This is a genomic window from Nonomuraea sp. NPDC050680 (assembly GCF_040654555.1).
Classification (GTDB): Bacteria; Actinomycetota; Actinomycetes; order Streptosporangiales; family Streptosporangiaceae; genus Nonomuraea.
The window spans coordinates 733650-750025 of the sequence record NZ_JBFAIF010000003.1 but is presented as its reverse complement, the minus strand read 5'-3'; the positions used below and the strand labels follow the sequence as shown (position 1 = coordinate 750025).

The 16376-nt window shown below is 69.0% G+C and carries 15 protein-coding genes and 1 pseudogene; 7 read left to right on the top strand and 9 right to left on the bottom strand.

The window, feature by feature from the left end; translation table 11 throughout:
• Positions 1-115: 115 nt before the first annotated feature.
• On the bottom strand, positions 116-316 hold the full coding sequence (locus AB0H88_RS14695; protein WP_357644390.1) for a hypothetical protein: 201 nt from the start codon (positions 314-316) through the stop codon (positions 116-118).
• A gap of 679 nt (positions 317-995) precedes the next feature.
• Here AB0H88_RS14695 and AB0H88_RS14690 point away from each other — a divergent pair.
• Both AB0H88_RS14690 and AB0H88_RS14685 read left to right on the top strand, forming a co-directional pair.
• Positions 996-1484, top strand: coding sequence for a hypothetical protein (locus tag AB0H88_RS14690; protein ID WP_357644388.1), 489 nt, complete (start codon positions 996-998; stop codon positions 1482-1484).
• Between the two features lie 8 nt (positions 1485-1492).
• The gene (locus AB0H88_RS14685; protein ID WP_357644781.1) at positions 1493-4327 is read left to right on the top strand and encodes a M48 family metalloprotease; all 2835 of its coding nucleotides are present in this window, start codon (positions 1493-1495) and stop codon (positions 4325-4327) included.
• Between the two features lie 246 nt (positions 4328-4573).
• Here AB0H88_RS14685 and AB0H88_RS14680 read toward each other — a convergent pair whose 3' ends face one another.
• The 5 genes and pseudogenes from AB0H88_RS14680 to AB0H88_RS14660 form a co-directional block, all read right to left on the bottom strand.
• Complete coding sequence (locus tag AB0H88_RS14680) at positions 4574-6970, bottom strand: DUF4132 domain-containing protein (RefSeq protein ID WP_357644386.1); 2397 nt, start codon at positions 6968-6970, stop codon at positions 4574-4576.
• A 1-nt stretch (position 6971) separates the two neighbouring features.
• Positions 6972-7100, bottom strand: a complete 129-nt coding sequence (locus AB0H88_RS14675; RefSeq protein WP_357644383.1) for a hypothetical protein — start codon at positions 7098-7100, stop codon at positions 6972-6974.
• Positions 7101-7289: 189 nt separating this feature from the next.
• Positions 7290-8138 carry a YceI family protein gene (locus AB0H88_RS14670; RefSeq protein ID WP_357644381.1) on the bottom strand — a complete coding sequence of 283 codons (849 nt, stop codon included), beginning with the start codon at positions 8136-8138 and terminating at the stop codon, positions 7290-7292.
• Between the two features lie 68 nt (positions 8139-8206).
• Complete coding sequence (locus AB0H88_RS14665) at positions 8207-8860, bottom strand: carboxypeptidase-like regulatory domain-containing protein (protein WP_357644779.1); 654 nt, start codon at positions 8858-8860, stop codon at positions 8207-8209.
• Between the two features lie 267 nt (positions 8861-9127).
• Positions 9128-10570 (bottom strand): annotated as a pseudogene (locus tag AB0H88_RS14660) (MFS transporter); the annotation flags it as partial.
• A gap of 191 nt (positions 10571-10761) precedes the next feature.
• On the opposite strand from AB0H88_RS14660, the gene AB0H88_RS14655 reads away from it, so the two are divergent.
• Positions 10762-11409, top strand: coding sequence for a helix-turn-helix domain-containing protein (locus tag AB0H88_RS14655; protein WP_357644777.1), 648 nt, complete (start codon positions 10762-10764; stop codon positions 11407-11409).
• A 374-nt stretch (positions 11410-11783) separates the two neighbouring features.
• On the opposite strand, the gene AB0H88_RS14650 is transcribed toward AB0H88_RS14655, so the two are convergent.
• The 3 genes from AB0H88_RS14650 to AB0H88_RS14640 form a co-directional block, all read right to left on the bottom strand.
• Positions 11784-12269, bottom strand: a complete 486-nt coding sequence (locus tag AB0H88_RS14650; protein WP_357644379.1) for a DUF2231 domain-containing protein — start codon at positions 12267-12269, stop codon at positions 11784-11786.
• A gap of 228 nt (positions 12270-12497) precedes the next feature.
• On the bottom strand, positions 12498-12617 hold the full coding sequence (locus AB0H88_RS14645; RefSeq protein ID WP_357644377.1) for a DUF2795 domain-containing protein: 120 nt from the start codon (positions 12615-12617) through the stop codon (positions 12498-12500).
• Positions 12618-12649: 32 nt separating this feature from the next.
• Positions 12650-13006, bottom strand: a complete 357-nt coding sequence (locus tag AB0H88_RS14640; RefSeq protein ID WP_357644375.1) for an STAS domain-containing protein — start codon at positions 13004-13006, stop codon at positions 12650-12652.
• Between the two features lie 305 nt (positions 13007-13311).
• Between AB0H88_RS14640 and AB0H88_RS14635 the strand changes: the two genes are divergently transcribed.
• From AB0H88_RS14635 to AB0H88_RS14620, 4 genes are all read left to right on the top strand, one after another.
• The gene (locus AB0H88_RS14635) at positions 13312-13659 is read left to right on the top strand and encodes a hypothetical protein (RefSeq protein ID WP_357644373.1); all 348 of its coding nucleotides are present in this window, start codon (positions 13312-13314) and stop codon (positions 13657-13659) included.
• Positions 13656-14846 carry a zinc-dependent alcohol dehydrogenase gene (locus AB0H88_RS14630; RefSeq protein ID WP_357644371.1) on the top strand — a complete coding sequence of 397 codons (1191 nt, stop codon included), beginning with the start codon at positions 13656-13658 and terminating at the stop codon, positions 14844-14846. Before AB0H88_RS14635 ends, AB0H88_RS14630 begins: the two co-directional genes overlap by 4 nt.
• Before the next feature lie 355 nt (positions 14847-15201).
• On the top strand, positions 15202-15570 hold the full coding sequence (locus AB0H88_RS14625; protein ID WP_357644369.1) for a hypothetical protein: 369 nt from the start codon (positions 15202-15204) through the stop codon (positions 15568-15570).
• Complete coding sequence (locus AB0H88_RS14620; RefSeq protein ID WP_357644367.1) at positions 15554-16198, top strand: hypothetical protein; 645 nt, start codon at positions 15554-15556, stop codon at positions 16196-16198. Before AB0H88_RS14625 ends, AB0H88_RS14620 begins: the two co-directional genes overlap by 17 nt.
• Positions 16199-16376: the final 178 nt, after the last annotated feature.

The following is a 16376-nucleotide window of genomic DNA, read 5'->3' as shown; positions in this document are numbered from 1 at the left end:
GTCTTGGGAGGTTTTGTTGCTGATAGTCCGACATTGTGTTGTTTGTGGGTTTCAAGCTCATCATCGTGTTTGTAGATGAATGTGAGGTTTCCGGGCCTCCCGTGCCGGGTGAGCGTCAGCCGCCGACTGTGGCCGACGACACCGCGCACTCGGTTGTGCGGACCGATATCGCCCACATCGCTCCCTGGGCCAGGCCGCTCCGCAGCGAGCCCTTCCTGACCCGGTCCAGGCCGATATCAAGGTCATCCGACGCGACCGCCTCGGCGGGCTGCTCTACGCGCTCGCACTTCGCGCCGGGATGGGGAACAAATAGCACATAGTGCCGATGGTCAAGAACGAATGGTTGCTCGTGTGTACGCGATGCAGCACGACACACACAGGAACATGCCGACGCTACAGCGGGAAGAACCCCGGCCACAACGGCACAATGCAACCCTCGGTGGCACTGAGCGGCATTAATCAAGCCAACTCATAATCCGTAGGTCGTGGGTTCAAGTCCCACCCGCCATACTTTTCAAGACCATGCTCGACCGCTTTACCTTGTCGAACAGCAGATGCGCGGTCGCCTCGTTCATGTCACCCACCGGGCTGTCCCACTCACGGGGTACTCCGCCCATGCTCAGGCTTTCAGAAACGGCTGGGGATGGGCTCAGAACCACAGAACCTCACGGCCTTGACCCCCGCGAAGGCGCGCCGTTCCCACCGCATGAAGAGACCGTGCGCGAAAAACGGACGACCCAAAAGCCACGGAACTGCGCGAGCATTTCCCGGAAGAACTCCAACGGCAGGTATGAGACCTCGGTGAGTACGCCAACCACTACACCGCTCATGCGTTTTCTGGGTTTACCCACATCTCCAGATTCCTTCAGCGAGGATGGTAATCCTGCACAGTGCGGCAAGTGCATCACAGAACGCGATGAAGAGGGGACGTCATGAGTTCTGGAGCAGCTTTGCCCAGCAGCGGCGGTCATGTGAGCAGGGCGGGGACGACCAGGGTGCGCGACGTCGTCCGCGATGTGGTGGCGGAGATCGCGCCGGAGGAGCTCCTGCTCGTGGACGGGCTGGCCAGGCTCGATGACGATGCCGTGATTCAGCGGCTAGGCCGACGGGGTGATCGACGTGAGCCGTTGGGGTTCGGTCTGGGTGAGATTGCAGCCCTGGTGACTCCGGTGGTGTGGCTCATGGTCGACGAGGCTGCGCGGCGGGTCGGTAATGTCGCTGTAGATGGCGCGGCCGCAAGAACGAGAGCCGTACTGCGCAAGATCTTCCGAAGGTCGGCGGCGGCCGTCTTCGTCCCTGATCTGACGCGTGAAGAGCTTGCCGAAGTCCACCAACGGGTGGTCGAGACCGCTGTGGAGCATGGGCTTGAGGAAAGCCGCGCACGGCTCATCGCCGACGCCGTAGTGGGCAGGCTCGCACTGGCCGCACCGGGCGATGACGCACAGGAACCGGACGGCCCGAACAACGGCGGCGCCCTGGCGTAGAACCAGTGATGCAGACCATGGCCCCCGCGCCACGAATCGACGAGCGGGCGATTGGCGCAGGCACGACCGTGCGTTTCATACTGCTGCTGACTCTGCTGCTGGTGAGTAGCGGTTCGATGATGCAGATCGTAGCCAGCAGGTTCTACGGCGGCTTCGGATACGGCTGTCTGCTCGCCGCCGGAGGTGATCCCAACCAGGGCACCAACCGAGCCGTCTCCGCGAGGATCATCGCGCACTACGACGCCTACCGGGCATGCGTGGATCGCTACGAGCCTACGGCGCCTTGGTGGCTACCCCTCCTGTGGCCGGTCTTGCTGGTGGCGGTGAGCGTGGCACTGTTCTGGTGCCTGCCGCTCTGGAAGGCCCGGCGCGGCCGGGTCATACCGCTGGAGGCGATCGACCACGACGGCGAGATCCGGCGCAGGCTGGAGGACTTCGCCGCGGCGGCCGGCCTGGCCCGCGTGCCCCGGACCGTTGTCGACCCGACGGCGGTCACGACCGACGCGTTGGTGTTCGGTAGCAATCGCCGGCCGATTGTGTGCCTGCACGGCGGGCTGCTGGCCCGCATGACCACCAACCCCAACGGCTTCCGGGCGACAGCGATGCATGAGTTCGCCCACATCCGTAACGGCGACGTCACCATCACCTACGCCACCATCGTCGTGTGGCGGGTGTTCATCGCCCTTGTGCTCCTCCCGTACGTCACCTGGTACCTCACCACGATTCCCGCTTCCGTGCGGTCGCCGTTCTGGCCTGGTGAGACGGCATTCGCAACGCGTGGCATGCTGCTTCCGGTCTTCATGATCCTGTTGGTCTATCTCGCCCGGTCGGACGTGCTGCGCAGCCGGGAGATCTACGCCGACCTTGCCGCAACGCGCTGGGGTGCGGACCTGCGCGGTTTGACGTTCACGGTATCTGCCCCGGCCAGGGGCAGGCTGCAGCAGGCACTCGGCTCCTTTTTCGAATTGTGGCGCACCCACCCGCGCTGGGCGCTGCGTCGGGACGCTGTCACCGACCCGGCGGCCTTGTTCGGTGTGCAGGCGCTGCCCATGTTCCTGACCGGGGCCGCCGCTCCGCTCATCGATACTCAGGCGGCGGATTACCTGCCTCCCGTCGCGAACGGTACCTGGATGGTCCAGGTGACTGCCCTGGTGGTGGCGGGTCTGGTCACTGGTGTCGCCGGGATCGCGCTGTGGCGTGCTGTGGCCCATGCGGTACTCACCGGGCGCCGTCCGCCATCTGGTGTGCGCGCGGGGCTGTGGCTGGGAGCCGGAGGAGCGGTTGGCGAGCTGGTTCTGAATCGGATCGCGGTCCAGCGGTGGCTGCCGGATCACCCGGTGGTTCTGGCGCTGGTGCTGTTCGCCGGAGTGGCGTTTGCCTGGTGGACCGCGCAGTGTGCCCAACTGTGGGTTAGGGCGTGGCCGGGGCGCACGATCCGGCCGGCCATGCTACTGGGGCTGGCGGCTGCGTGGCTGGTGCTGTTCTCATGGTTCGCGTGGTGGCAAAGCAATGGTGCGCCGCTGGCGAGCACAGGATCAGTCGACCTCGCCGGGATGCGCTGGATATTGCAGGACATATACGGCCCCTCGCCTGGGGACCATCCGGCCATGCAATCTGCGATCGGCGCAGTGTGGCCGCTCTTGACCAGCCTCGACCAACCTCTCGTCCTTTCCGCGGTCATGATCCTGTGGGTGGTGCCACTGCTCGCCTGGGCGCTCCGCCCGACCACCAGCCCACCCCGCTGGGCGCTTGGCTTCCTGGGCGAGGCCGGCAGGCGAGAGGCGCTGGACCAGGCGTTGCCGCTGCAGCGGCGGGTGCTGTTGGTCGCGCTGCTGGGGGTGCTGACGTGCTGGGCCACCGTCGCCGTCGTAATGGCATATATGCACACATGGCAGCCCCCGCCCGGGGACCGAGGAGGCTTCTATGGCCTGGTCTACCAGGCGTGGGTGCTCGTGGCACTGGTGGCCGTGGCCGCGGCGGCGGCCGTCGCCGCGAGCATCCTGGCGAGCCGTTACCGGCTGCTTGTCGCGCTGATCACCGCCGAGGTTGTGGCGTTGGGCGGCCTCGTCGGCCGTTTCGTGCTCGCCGGCGCGGACGGATGCTTCCAGCCGCTGAACACGATGGCGACTCGCTGCCACTGGCTTCCGAATGCGGCTTGGATACTCGTCCAAGCAATCACGGGCTACGTTCTCGTGCTCGCCGCAGTCGCCGCTTTCATGGCGGCCGCGACCGTATCGGCGGCCCAGAAGGTGCGGTCCAAGACGCAAAGTACGGCCCCCGAGCTGTATCCCGGCCAACCACATGGCGGGCTCGCCATGCGGCGCGCATGTACGGCTGTGCTGTGCGCTGCGGCAGTGGCGGCAACCGTTGCAACGGCCGAACAGCAAAGCTCGTCCGGACCCGACTTCAATTCCAAGGTTCAACAGGCGATAGGCGTCGACAATGTGGCCGTGTCCACCGAGATCAGGCACTTGCAGGTGAAGGCCTGGTGGGCACACGGCGGATGGGATCTGCACAAACGCTACAAAACCGACGCCGCGCGTCTCTCCACGAGCCTCAAGGATGCCGCCCAGGCCATGCACGGCGATATCGACCCGTCAATCATTGGTCCTCTGTGTGCCCACATGGGCCAGACCGCCCGAGACGCGGGCCGTTACTTCCAGGTCCCGGACCACGAGGCCCAAGTGTTCTGGCAGACATTCATCACCCAGGCGGACAACGGGGGCCGAAACTGCCAAAAGAGCCTAGACAAGGAGAACGCCGATCTCTTCATCGCGTCCATGACCGAGCTCATCAAGGCTGGGAGTGCGCTCGAGTCGGTCATAGCTCGGTTGCCGAGGTGAAGCGTGCCTCTCGGGCCTGTAGACCGGCGCCCCCTGGCAGTCACCGCATCGGCGTTGGCCCCACGCAGGGCCTTCAACGTCGCCCGATAGCCGCTTCCGGATCCGCCGCAGTGCGTTCTTGCTCGGCTTGGTCAGCAGCTTGCCCGGTAGCGGCGGATCTCGAACCCCAAGAAGGCCACCCCTTTGTCCAGGTGGGCGATCTGTCCGGATAGGGTCCAAGGCTTGTCGTTGTCCCAGGCTGATGGCCTAGGTAGCGACGAGCTGGCGGGTGATGCTGGGATCACTGATCCTGGTGTCGTCCGCCAGCAGGAACGCCTTCGACAGGATGACCGACAACATTCCGCCGTCCTCCTCGAACGGCAGGAACACCGATGGGGCGGAGCGGTCGCGGCCGGGGACGATGCACAGGTAGGCGTCGTTCGGCTCCATCAGGATGTTGCCCGACCCCAGATGAATCCGGTAGGTGCGCAGTTGCCCGCGCACGCGCAGGAACCGGTCGGTCAGCTCCGTCCGGTCGGCGATCTTCAGCCGGGGCAGCAACCGGGCCAGCGCGTCATGCCGCGTGCGAGCGGTCTCGCTCAGCTCGCCGAACCCGTACGACTGCCAGTAGCCGTCGTGCCCGGCCGCCGCCTGCTGGTCGAGGCCCAGGGACCCGACCCCCACGGCGAGGTCGGCGTCGCGCAGCAGTTCCGACAACACCATCGGCGGCACTTCGGTGAGCGGCGCGTCGCCGGGAAGATCCGCGTGGCGGAACCGGATCGCGTCGGTGGCCGCGCAGGAGGCAGTGCCCCAGTCGTCCTGCTGGGGGTCGGAGACAACCTGCATGCTCCAGCTCGCCTGCCAGCCACCGAGCGTCTTGACGGCCGCCCCTACGTCGCCGCCGCACTCGTAGTCCCAATGACCGATCGACAGCCCGCTCCAGCCGCGCTGCTCCAGCAGCGCCTTGGCCTGCCCGTAGCGCACGACGTGGCCCTTGAAACGGTCGGAGTGGGTGCGGGTGCGCTCCTCGGCCGGGGTGAGCAGGTAGACCTCGCGGAACGCCTGCTTGAACGGCTGCCTGATCCCCCGCTCCAGCAGGTGGTCGCGCCAGCCGCGCACCCCCTCGGCGCTCTCCTGGATAGGGTGCCACAACCGGACGGGCGTGTCGGCGCCCGGACGCACGGATTCGCCGCTCGCGCCGGCCAGCGCCCAGCCGCCGCCGCTCCTGACCGGCAGCCCGGCGAACCCGTCGGGGAGCCGCCAGATGAGGGCGCGGGTGTAGGGGCCGGTGACCGGATGGTCGAAGAAGTACTGCTCGACCTCTTGCCAGGACAGCTCCCGTTCGACGATGAGCATCTGCTCCAGGCGCAGCCGCTCGGCGGCCTGCGTGCGTTTGAGGTCTTTCAGCGTGGCCTTGAGATCGGCGAGCACCGGATCCTTGCGGATGGACTGGGGCGCCGACTTGACGACGCGCCCGGACGCGTTGACGAACCGCAGCACCGGCCCGTCGACGTCGAGCCGGACGACGCAGTCGCCGGCCTGCTCCTCCCGGACCCCGTCGGGGCCGAGCCCGAAGGCCGGGACCGTCCGGTCGACGAGCTGTTCGTGACTCAGCCCCTCTTTTACGGCCACCGCGTCGAGGGCATCGGACGCCTTCGCCAGCAGGGCCGGTCTGCGCAGCTTGGCTCGCACGCGCGCGAGCACGCCCACCGTGTCGAGGCCGCCCCGCTTGGCCAGCACGTTCAGTGCGGCGTTGGCCAGTCTCTCGTTGCGGCAGACTGCGGCGCCCCCGGTGCCGTTGCGCCCGATGCCGCAGTTGATGGCGACGTCGCCGAGCAGCGTGGCCACCCAGGGCGCGTCGATCACCTCACAGGTCCACAGCATGCCGCGCAGCGGGAGAGCGGTGTAGCGGGCAAGGAAGACCCTGCCGCCGGGCTCGCGGCTCTCACGATGGGTGGCCACGCGGGAGAGGATCTCGCGCAGCACCGCCACTCCGTCGTCGGTGAGCAGCGTGCGGACCTTGGCGAGCCAGGCTTCGCTGGGCCTGCCGGCCTTGGCCTTGCGCCAGTGTTTCAGCAGAGGCAGCACGGCGGGGTGAGCCAGCCGGGCGGCGTACTTCCCCGCCATGGCACGGGCGATGGGGTCGCCGTCCCAGACCAGGCTGCGCACGACCCCGGCCGGCCCGTGCTCCGGGGGCTCGGTCAGGACGCGCTCCAGGTCCTTGCGTAACGCGGCCCGGCCCGGGCTGCGGTGGGCCGGGTGCCACGGCGGCGCGTCACCAAGGATCTGACGGCGCTCGGAGTATCCGAGCGTCGCGATGGCGGCCAGCGGAATCCGGTACAGCTCGGCGTGGCCGGTGTGACCGCAACTCGACAGCGTGTCGGCGATCCCCCACAGAGAGCGCGTGTCCTCGAACGTCCAGGGGATGTCGCCGCCGGCCACCTCGCGCACCAGCCGGAGCACCTCCTCGGGGTACTCGTGGCCGCCCTTGTCGCCCAGGCTGAGCCGCAGTTGCGCCCATATGCCGAACGCCCTGCGCCCGGTCTCATCGGTGCCGGGCAGCCCACCCGCGTCGTAGCGGGCGAACAGCTCACGCGGCAGCCCCTCGATGTGGTAACTGAGCAGGTAGCCGTGGGACTGGGGAAAATTGTCGAGGACGCCCATGTCAGCCTCCGGCCCGCGGCACGAGGCGGACGAGCTCGCGCGCCGGGCTCACGTCGGGGCGAGCGGGAAGGGGGATCTCGACTGAGCACCTGCGGGTGGCGCTCTCGTCTCTGAAGGTGGCCGTGGCCATGGGGGGCTCCATCGTCGTCGGTCGGTCAACGTGATGGGCCATAGTTATCAACGGACACCGACATTCAGCCTCACTCGTGGAGCTGACCAAGGCATGCTTGGCAGTTTCGTAGCGGGTCCGGGTGGGTCCTTCCAGTCCGGCTTGGCGCCGGCGGTGGATCCTGCGCCGGACCTCACCAGCGAACTGACGTCAGCGCCCCTGTACGGCCTGGATGTCCAGCTCGACCTTCACCGTCGCCCCGACCAGATTGATCCCGGCCCGCACTACCTGGTTGTACGTCATCGCGAAGTCCTCGCGACGTAGCTCGGTCTCGGCGTGGAACGCCGCCCGCAGGCCGCCCCACGGGTCCGGGCCGGTGCCGAGGTAGGCCAGGTCCAGGTCCACGGGCCGCGACACCCCGGCGAGGGTCAGCGTTCCGTGGACGGTCCACCGGTCGGGGCCCGTGGGACTGAGCCCGGTGCCGCGGTAGGAGATCATCGGGTACGAGGCCACACCCAGGAAGTCGGCCGAGCGCAGGTGGTCGTCCCTGGTGGCGTTGCCCGTGTCGATCGAGGCGGCGGCGATGTCGGCGGCCACCGTCGAGTCCTCCGCGGTCGTGCCGACCTGGATCCGCCCGGCGAACTGCCGGAACCGCCCGCGTACGGTGCTGAGCCCGAGGTGCTGGGCGGTCGCCGCGACCGTGCAGTGGGCCGGGTCGAGCGTCCAGGGGCCGGGCGGCGGCAGGTCGGCGCCGCCCTGCCTGGCCAGCACCACAGTGCCCAACTCGGCCACGCCGGAGGCGGTCACGATGGCCGTCAGCGCGGCCGGCGCGTAGCCGATCGCGGTGGCGACGGCCGTGTACACGCCGGGCGGCAGCGGGCCGCTCGACACGATGCCGTCGGCATCGGCCTGGGCTCGGACGACCTGCTGCCCGGACGTGTCCGTCACCGTGACGACCGCGTGCTGCACGGCCCATCCGTCCTTGGTGCGGACCGCGGCACGCAGGCCCCGCCGGCCGGTCGAGAGGTCCTGCTGCCTGTGCTGCTGGCTGGTGTCCATGGTGCGTGCTCCTGCTCTCCCCCTGCTCGTACGTCCGGAGCAGTGCTTCGTTCGGAAATCCGGGACGGTCAGTCCTTGTGGGCCAGCCACAGATCGCGGTCGTCGTCGTCCCTGCCGTTGATGGTCACGGTGTCGGCGATGGGCGGGTAACCGGTGGCGATGAGGGTGTACTGGCCGCCGGTCAGGTCGGCGAAGGCGTACGCGCCGTCGTCCGCCGTGGTCGTGGTGCCGACCACGTTCCCGGCCGCGTCCAGCAGCGTCACCCGGGCGTCGGCCAGCGGGGCTCCGTCGCGTACCCGGACGGTGCCCCGGATCCGGGTGCCCGGCCGCAGCTCGACGTCCTGCCGGGTCTGGCCGGTGCCGTGGGCCTCGACGAAGACGGCGGTCGGGCGGTAGGACTCGGCGCTGACCGCCAGCGTGTAGCTGCCCGCGGTCACTGCGGAGAAGGAGTACGCGCCGTCCGGGTCGGTCGTGCTCGTGGACAGCACCTCGCCGCGGACGTCGGTGAGGACGAGCACCGCGCCGGCCACCGGCTTGCCCTCCAGGTCACGTACGGTGCCGATGAGCTTGCTCGATCCGGCGAGGATCAGGTTGAAGTCGAGCGGCTGTTCACCCACGACGAGCGTGGCGACCTGCGGATCGCGGTGGGCGGCGGACGCGATCAGGACATAGGTGCCGGTGCCCGGCGTCCAGATGCTGTAGCCGCCGTCGGCCAGGCTCATGGCCCTGCCGAGCTGGTGGCCGTGCAGGTCGATCAGGGTCAGCGTGGCGTGGCCGACCGTCTGGCCGTCGTCGCCGCTGACGAAGCCGCGGATCTCCACCGCGCCCTCCGGCCGGGCCGCGCCCGGGGCGGCGTACGCGAACTGGGGCTCGCCTTCCAGGACGGCAGTCCCCTGAGCGGCCGTGGCGGCGACCGGATGTGTGGCGGCGGCCGGATGCGTGGTGGGGGCCGGATGTGTGGCGGCGGCCGGATGTGTGGCGGGGGCGTGGTGCGGGGCCGGGGCCGGGGCCGCGGCGGCGGACGGGTTCCGGCGCGGCAGGAAGGCGGCGAGCAGGAAGGACAGCAGGGCGGCACCGGCGCCGATGGCGAGCACGACGCGGAAACCGTCTTGGGAGGGCAGCTCGGCGGGCCCGAACCGGGTGGTCATCTCGGCCAGGATGACCCCGGCCACGGCGCTGGACACGGAGGTGCCGATCGCGCGCATCAGGGTGTTGAGGCTGTTGGCGGCGGCCGTCTCGGAAATCGGCACCGCGCCCATGACGAGGGCGGGCATGGAGGCGTACGCGAATCCGATGCCGGCCCCGATGACGCAGGAGACCAGGACGAGCTGCCAGACCTCGGACATCAGCACGATGTTGAGGCCGTAACCGGCGGCCACGATGATCCCGCCGAGCATCAGCGTCACCTTCGGCCCGTAGGCCGCGGACACGCGGGCCGCGATCGGCGCCAGCAGCAACATGACCACGCCGGACGGGGCCATGACCAGGCCCGCGGCCAGCATCGACTGGCCGAGCCCGTACCCGGTGGCCTCGGGCAGCTGGAGGAGCTGCGGCAGCACCAGCGACATCGCGAACATCGAGAAGCCGAGCATGATCGAGGCGAGGTTCGTGAACAGCACCTGCCGCCGCGCGGTGGTGCGCAGGTCCACCATCGGCTCCCGGGTACGCAGCTCCCACCAGCCCCACAGCAGCAGCACCACGACCGCCGCGGCGAACAGGCTGATGGTGAGGGCGTCGCCCCAGCCCCAGTCGGCGCCCTTGGAGATGGCGAGGAGCAGGCATACCAGCGCGCCGGACAGCCCGATGGCGCCGACGAGGTCGAAGCGCCCGCCGCTGCGTACCGCGGATTCGGGCACGAGTGTGAGCACCAGGATGAACGCGACGGCCCCGAGCCCCGCCGCGGTCCAGAACAGTACGTGCCAGTCGAAGTTCTCGGCGATGAGCGCGGCGGCGGGCAGGCCGAGCGCGCCGCCCACGCCGAGCGAGGCGCTCATGGAGGCGATGGCGGAGCCGAGCCGTTCGGCGGGCAGTTCGTCGCGCATGATGCTGATGCCGAGCGGGATGACACCCGAGGCCAGGCCCTGCAGCGCCCGGCCCACGATCATGGACGTCAGGGAGTCGCTGAGGCCGCACAGGACGGAGCCGGCGATCAGCAGGAACAGGCTGAGCAGCAGCATGCGCCGCTTGCCGTACATGTCACCCAGCCGCCCCATCACCGGCGTGGCGGCGGCGCTGGCGAGCAGCGTGGCGGTGATCGCCCAGACGGCGTCGGCCGCCGAGGCGTTCAGCAGCGTGGGCAGCTCGGGCACCAGCGGGATCACCAGGGTCTGCATCAGCGACACCGCGATCCCGCTGAAGGCGAGCACCACCACGAAGGTGCTCGCCCGTTGCGGGCTTGCCGCGTGCGCGGCGCGGGCGGGGGTTTCGGTCATGCGGAAAGCCTCCGTTGCGGCGGGGGAGTCTACGTCCAAGGATTTAAATCAATCAGTTGAGTTAAGATTAGCAGCGGAGATTGGGTCACCAACGGCGGGGTCAGGGTTTGGCGAAGGTCACACTGTGGCGAGATCATGGTGAACGAACTGGACACCGGGCGACCCAGCACAGTTCAGGTGAGATGGTGATGATGACCGGCAGGACCGCACGTGCCGAGCGCGTCGAAGTGACCCGTGACCACATCCTGACGGCGGCGGAGCGGCTGTTCGCCGAGCACGGCGTGTTCTCCGTGTCCAACCGGCAGATCAGCGAGGCCGCCGGGCAGGGCAACACCGCCGCGGTCGGCTACCACTTCGGCACCAAGACGCATCTGGTCCGCGCGATCGTACGCAGGCACAGCGAGTCGATCGAACGGCGACGCGCGCAGATGGTGACCGCCATCGACGGCTCCGACGACGTACGCGACTGGGTCTCCTGCATGGTGCGCCCGGTCACCGAGCACCTCGCGCAGCTCGGCTCCGCCACCTGGTACGCCCGCTTCCTCGCGCAGGTGGGCACCGACCCCGCGTTCTACGCGATCATGGCCGAGGAGAACCGGACCTCCCCCGCGCTGCAACGGAACATCGAGGGCTTCAACCGCTGCCTGCCGGCACTGTCCCCCGCCGTGCGTGCCGAACGGGGCGAGATGATGCGCCAACTCGTCCTGCACACCTGCGGCGTCCGCGAACGGGCCCTCGCGGAAGGCGCCTCCACCCCCCGCAAGAGCTGGCACGACACCGCGACCGGGCTGATCGACGCCCTCGTCGGGCTGTGGCTGGCACCCGTCACGCGCGACTGACCTTCGCACAGGCCGACCTCGACGACCGTGCATTGACCCACTATCGGGTCAATGCGCGGCAACGGGCTCAGTCCAGCCAGCGGCCAACGCCACACACGGTGACTTCGAGCAGCTCTGCCGGATTCGCCGGGTCGGGGTAGTAGATGATCATTGTCGTGCCGGCCGGAAAGCAGCGGCCCCGAATCGGTCTGGTCACGGAATTGGCGCACGCAGGATGGGAGCACCGTTGTAATGGGCCTCCCAAGCGGTGGCGCAGTGCCGGTGGGAATGTGGAGCTGGTCGACCGGGCGTGGCGAGCACGTCAACGGGTGAACGCGTCTCCCCTGGGGGCGGCGTCCCCCGGCCCTCTCCGCCACACCGCTCGGCGTTCAGCTTCAGCGGGTGGCGGGCCCGCCGGAGAGCGAACTGCGGGCGTTGACGTTCGCGCCCTCGTCCACCCCGACGCCGAGGCGGTCCACCAGTTCCCCACCCATCCAGCCGGTCACCGCTCCCAGGAGCACCCCGGCGAAGCTCAGGACCAGGGCCGGGACGGTGGGAACCCAGTCGGTGCCGGTCCGCAGCAGCCAGCTGATGGCGAACAGCACCAGGACGAGCACGTTGCCGATCCCGTGCAGGGCGCCGATCCGTTTGGCCCGGCTGCCGGCCGGGATGGCGACCCAGTCGATGAGACCGAACACACCTGCTACGACGCCGCCGATGATCCCCGCGGCGATCGTGTAGGCGGCGGCCACCGGGAAGCCGGACCCGTTCGTGATCAGGTGAAGGATGTCGAAGATGACCGCTGTGACCAGCAGTCCCAGCGGGAAGACGATGAGCATGGGATGAACCGGGTGTCCCAAGGCCTTGGCCTTGCTGTCCATGACGTTCCTTACTCATCCAGAAGGTATGACAGCGGCTCCCCCGGCGATGCGGCCATGCCGTCGCAGGCCTGTCGGGAGCGGAACCGCGTGTCCTGCTCAGCCGGTACTTCGGCCCCTCGTTCGGGCCGCTAACCGCATTGTGATCCCCTGCGGCGGTGCCGCAGTGCGGGTTCGCCGGGGTGGTGCTGGTCAGCCGCCAGGAGGACGTCCATGGACGCGGCTCACCGGTCAGTCGTGCTGCTGACCACCACCGATGCCGAGTTCATGCGCGACGTCCTCGACGTTGGCAAAAGTCCGGTCCGGCAGGGAGCGGAGAGCGGACAGCACTCCGTCCGGGGCCAGCTGCAATGGTCACGGTCCTGAGTCATCTCTGCTTCCCTTCAGCCGAGCGGATGTGGATGGCGGCAGCGTGGGGCCACTGCTGTCTGGCCTGGCGGTGCCAGGTCCTGCTCTGGCAGGACGGCCCCCAGCACCAGCGCGGCCGGAGCACTGGGACAGACCAGCGTCAGGTTCCCGCCGAGCGAGCGGGTCAGCCGGCGTGCCCGCAGCACGGCGGCGGCGCCGCGCGAGTCCATGAAGGTCACGCGCCGCAGGTCCACGCTCAGCCGCGGGCCACGCTGGCGGATCATCGTGGCGAGGAACTCGTACAGATCATCGGCGGTGAGCAGATCGACCTCGCCATCTACTCCGACAACAGGTGCGCCTGCGGACAGGCTGACACTGAGATCCAGTCTCATGAAGGGTTCCTAGCCTGGTGCACGCTCAGCGCTCTGGTGCGCCAAATCCCCTCCCGTACCCTCAGCAAGTCGCCTAAACCGCTTTCTCAGAGCTCCCGCGGCTCCCGTAGTGAGGCCGGCCAGCCACGTTTGCCGCGAGCAGCGGCGGGCAGCCGCGAGGCATGGCAGCAGCCACCATGACAATGACGACGCGAGCCCGGCGGATGCTTCTCGCGCTCCTACGACGTCCCGCCGCACGAGCGAGGAGACGCAGGGCGCGCACGCTTCTGCTTGTGTGGGGGGCGGCAGCGGCCGGGGCAGGCGCGATGGCGGTGCGCAAGGCCCGCCGGGCCAGGCCGGGGCCTGAGGGGTGGTTCGCCGTGACGGTGCAGGCCGACGTGGCCGGCCTGAAGGGGGAGGACCGGCCCGACGTCCTGGCCCGGCTCGCCGAGCGGCACGAGGTTCGGATCACCTCCGCCCCCGGCGGGCGCGGCTGCGAGATCGCCGTCCGTGGCGCCGACGGCAGCGCGCGGGAAGAGGTACGGGCCCTCAAGCAACTCCTGGAGACCGGTGAGGTGCTTCTGGTGGAGGGTCAGCCGCACGGGCACCGCACGTTGCTGGGGAGAGCGGCCGGACCGGTGTTCCGGCAGGTCGCACGGAAGGGGCCACGATGAGGGCGCTGTGCTGGACGGGCGTGAACGAGGTGGCGGTCGAGGACGTCCCCGAGCCGCGGCTGCTCAACCGCCAGGACGCGCTGATCAAGGTCACTGCCAGCTCGGTGTGCGGCTCGGACCTGCACCTGCTGGACGGGTACGTCCCCACGGTCATGGCCGGCGACGTGCTCGGGCACGAGTTCGTGGGCGAGGTCGTCGAAGCCGGTCCGGACGTTCGCGAGCGGCGGGTCGGCGAGCGGGTGTCGGTGTGCTCGATCATCGGCTGCGGGCGCTGCCACTACTGCCGGGAGGGGCTGTGGTCGCTGTGCGACAACACCAACCCCAACCCCGGCTTCCTGGAGACGCTGAACGGGCATGCCACCGCCGGCATCTTCGGCTACTCCCACGCCATGGGCGGCTTCGCGGGCAGCCACGCCGAATACGTGCGCGTCCCGTACGCCGACGTCAATGCCTTTCCCGTCCCTGACGACGTCCCCGACTCCAATGCGGTGTTCGCCTCCGACGCCGTACCGACCGGCTGGATGGGTGCGGACCTGGGCGGAGTCGGCCCGGGTGACGTGGTGGCTGTCTGGGGATGCGGCGGCGTGGGCCAGATGGCCGCCCTGGCGTCGCTGCGCATGGGCGCCGACCGGGTGATCGCCATCGACCGTTTCCCCGAACGGCTGGCCATGGCCTCCGCCATCGGCGCGCAGACACTCGACTACGAGCAGGTGGACGTCCTGGACGCGCTCAGGGAGTTGACCGGCGGCCGGGGGCCCGACGTGTGCATCGAGGCGGTCGGCATGGAGAGCCACGGCACCGGCGCGCAGTACGCCTACGACCGTGCCAAGCAGGCGCTGCGCCTGCAGACCGACCGCGGCCTGTCGCTGCGCCAGGCCATCCACGCCTGCCGTAAGGGCGGGACGGTCTCCGTCCTGGGTGTCTACCTGGGTCTGGTGGACAAGTTCCCGATGGGCGCCGTGATGAACAAGGGCCTGACGCTGCGCAGCGGGCAGCAGCACGGCCACCGCTACATTCCGATGATCCTCGAGCGGATGAGCCAAGGCGACATCGACGCCTCCCACCTGCTCACCCATCCCCTGTCACTGGAGGACGGCCCGAAGGGATACGACCTGTTCAAGCAGAAGCGCAACGGTTGCGTCCGCGCCGTGTTCCATCCCGCGGGCACGACCATGCCAGGGCAATAGGGGGCGAACAGGATGCCGGCGCGCCGGCGGGGCCCGGCGGACGGGCGGGAAGCTTCGCCGTACCGTGCGGCGGGACGCCAGCCGGCACCGAGGGGCGGCGGGGCGCGGGTCCGGCCGGGTGAGGCACTGGAGCATGTGACCGCGGAAAGATGATGCGCCGCTCGGATCGCCACCAGCGGCAAGGCCGACCTGAACACCAACCGGCCGGTGCCGCGCGAGGCCCGCTTCCGCGTGGCCAGTCTGACCCAAACCATGGTGGCCACCGTCATCCTGCAGCCCGCCCCGGAGCGCGAGGCCCAGGGCTGTTGCTCGGTTTACCTGGCGCGGCTGTTGCCGTATGCGCACAATACCGAGCATGATCCTCCATCTGGTCCTCGCGCTCTCGCTGGTCGTTGCTCCTGACCCACAGTGGGAGAAGATCTCATCCGACAGCCCTGCCTTCCTGACGAAGGATCATGAAATCGACGGCGACCTGGCCATCGCCCTCGACTGGGAGAAGCGCCCCGTATGGCGCATGATGCGCTGGACCGGCCGGACATGGCGCACCATGGCCACCCCGGCTGCCTTCGCACATGCGAAGAACGCCGAGATCAGCCGCTCATGGGCATTCGCCGGCAAAGGCACCCGCGATACACGTCTGGCAGATTTCCGGGACGCGTTGGAGAGATCTTCCGATCAGGTCGGCGGGTCGGTTGGTGGACGCGGTCGTGGCCGCCAAGGATGAGGTGTGGATCGCGGGCGCGAGCAAGCGGGTCTGGCGCTGGAATGGCGCGACGTGGCACCGGCAGGACACGCCTCGCGCCGTCTCACAGATGCTCGCGGCGGGCAGCGACGACATCTGGGCGTTGAGCAACGACCGCCGCACTCCCATGCACTGGGACGGCGGCCAGTGGGTGGAGACGGCGCTCCCCGGCGACAAGCTGCCGCCTACCCCCAAGGGCGGCATTTCCGGATCCTGCGGCACCAGGTGGACCAAACCCGCCGTGGAGATCACCGACTGGGCCACCGACGCCACCGGTGACGTCTGGGCCTCGGCCGAGATCCGCTCGCACGCCGCCAAGTGTGCGGGTCATGTGTACAGCACGCTCAAGACCCTCGCTCTCCACTGGGACGGCGAGCAATGGCGGGAGGTGGATCCGCCAGTCAAGTTGGGCCGGCTGGAGCACGTGGCCATCGATGCTTCCGGTGCCGTGTGGTTCGGCTCCGCAGATCAGCCCGAGCTGGTATTCCGCGCAGGCGTATGGCAGCGAATCAAGGCGCCGCGCGGGTTCGAGACGTTGGAGGAGATCGGCCCCACAGCCGACGGACGCGGAGTCTGGGTGTGGTCCAACAGAATCTACCGCCTGTCGTAACCTGGGATTGATCCCGCGCAGGCATGCGCCCGGCTGAAGCCCCACCTGCGACGCGTGACCCTGTCACAGCAGGATTTCCGAAATGAGTCCGTGACGGACCGCAGCGCGACCGCATGCCTTGGTCGGCGTTCGCACCATGCAGCCCCGTTGCGGCGGGTTATGGACGGCGTCGAGCTAT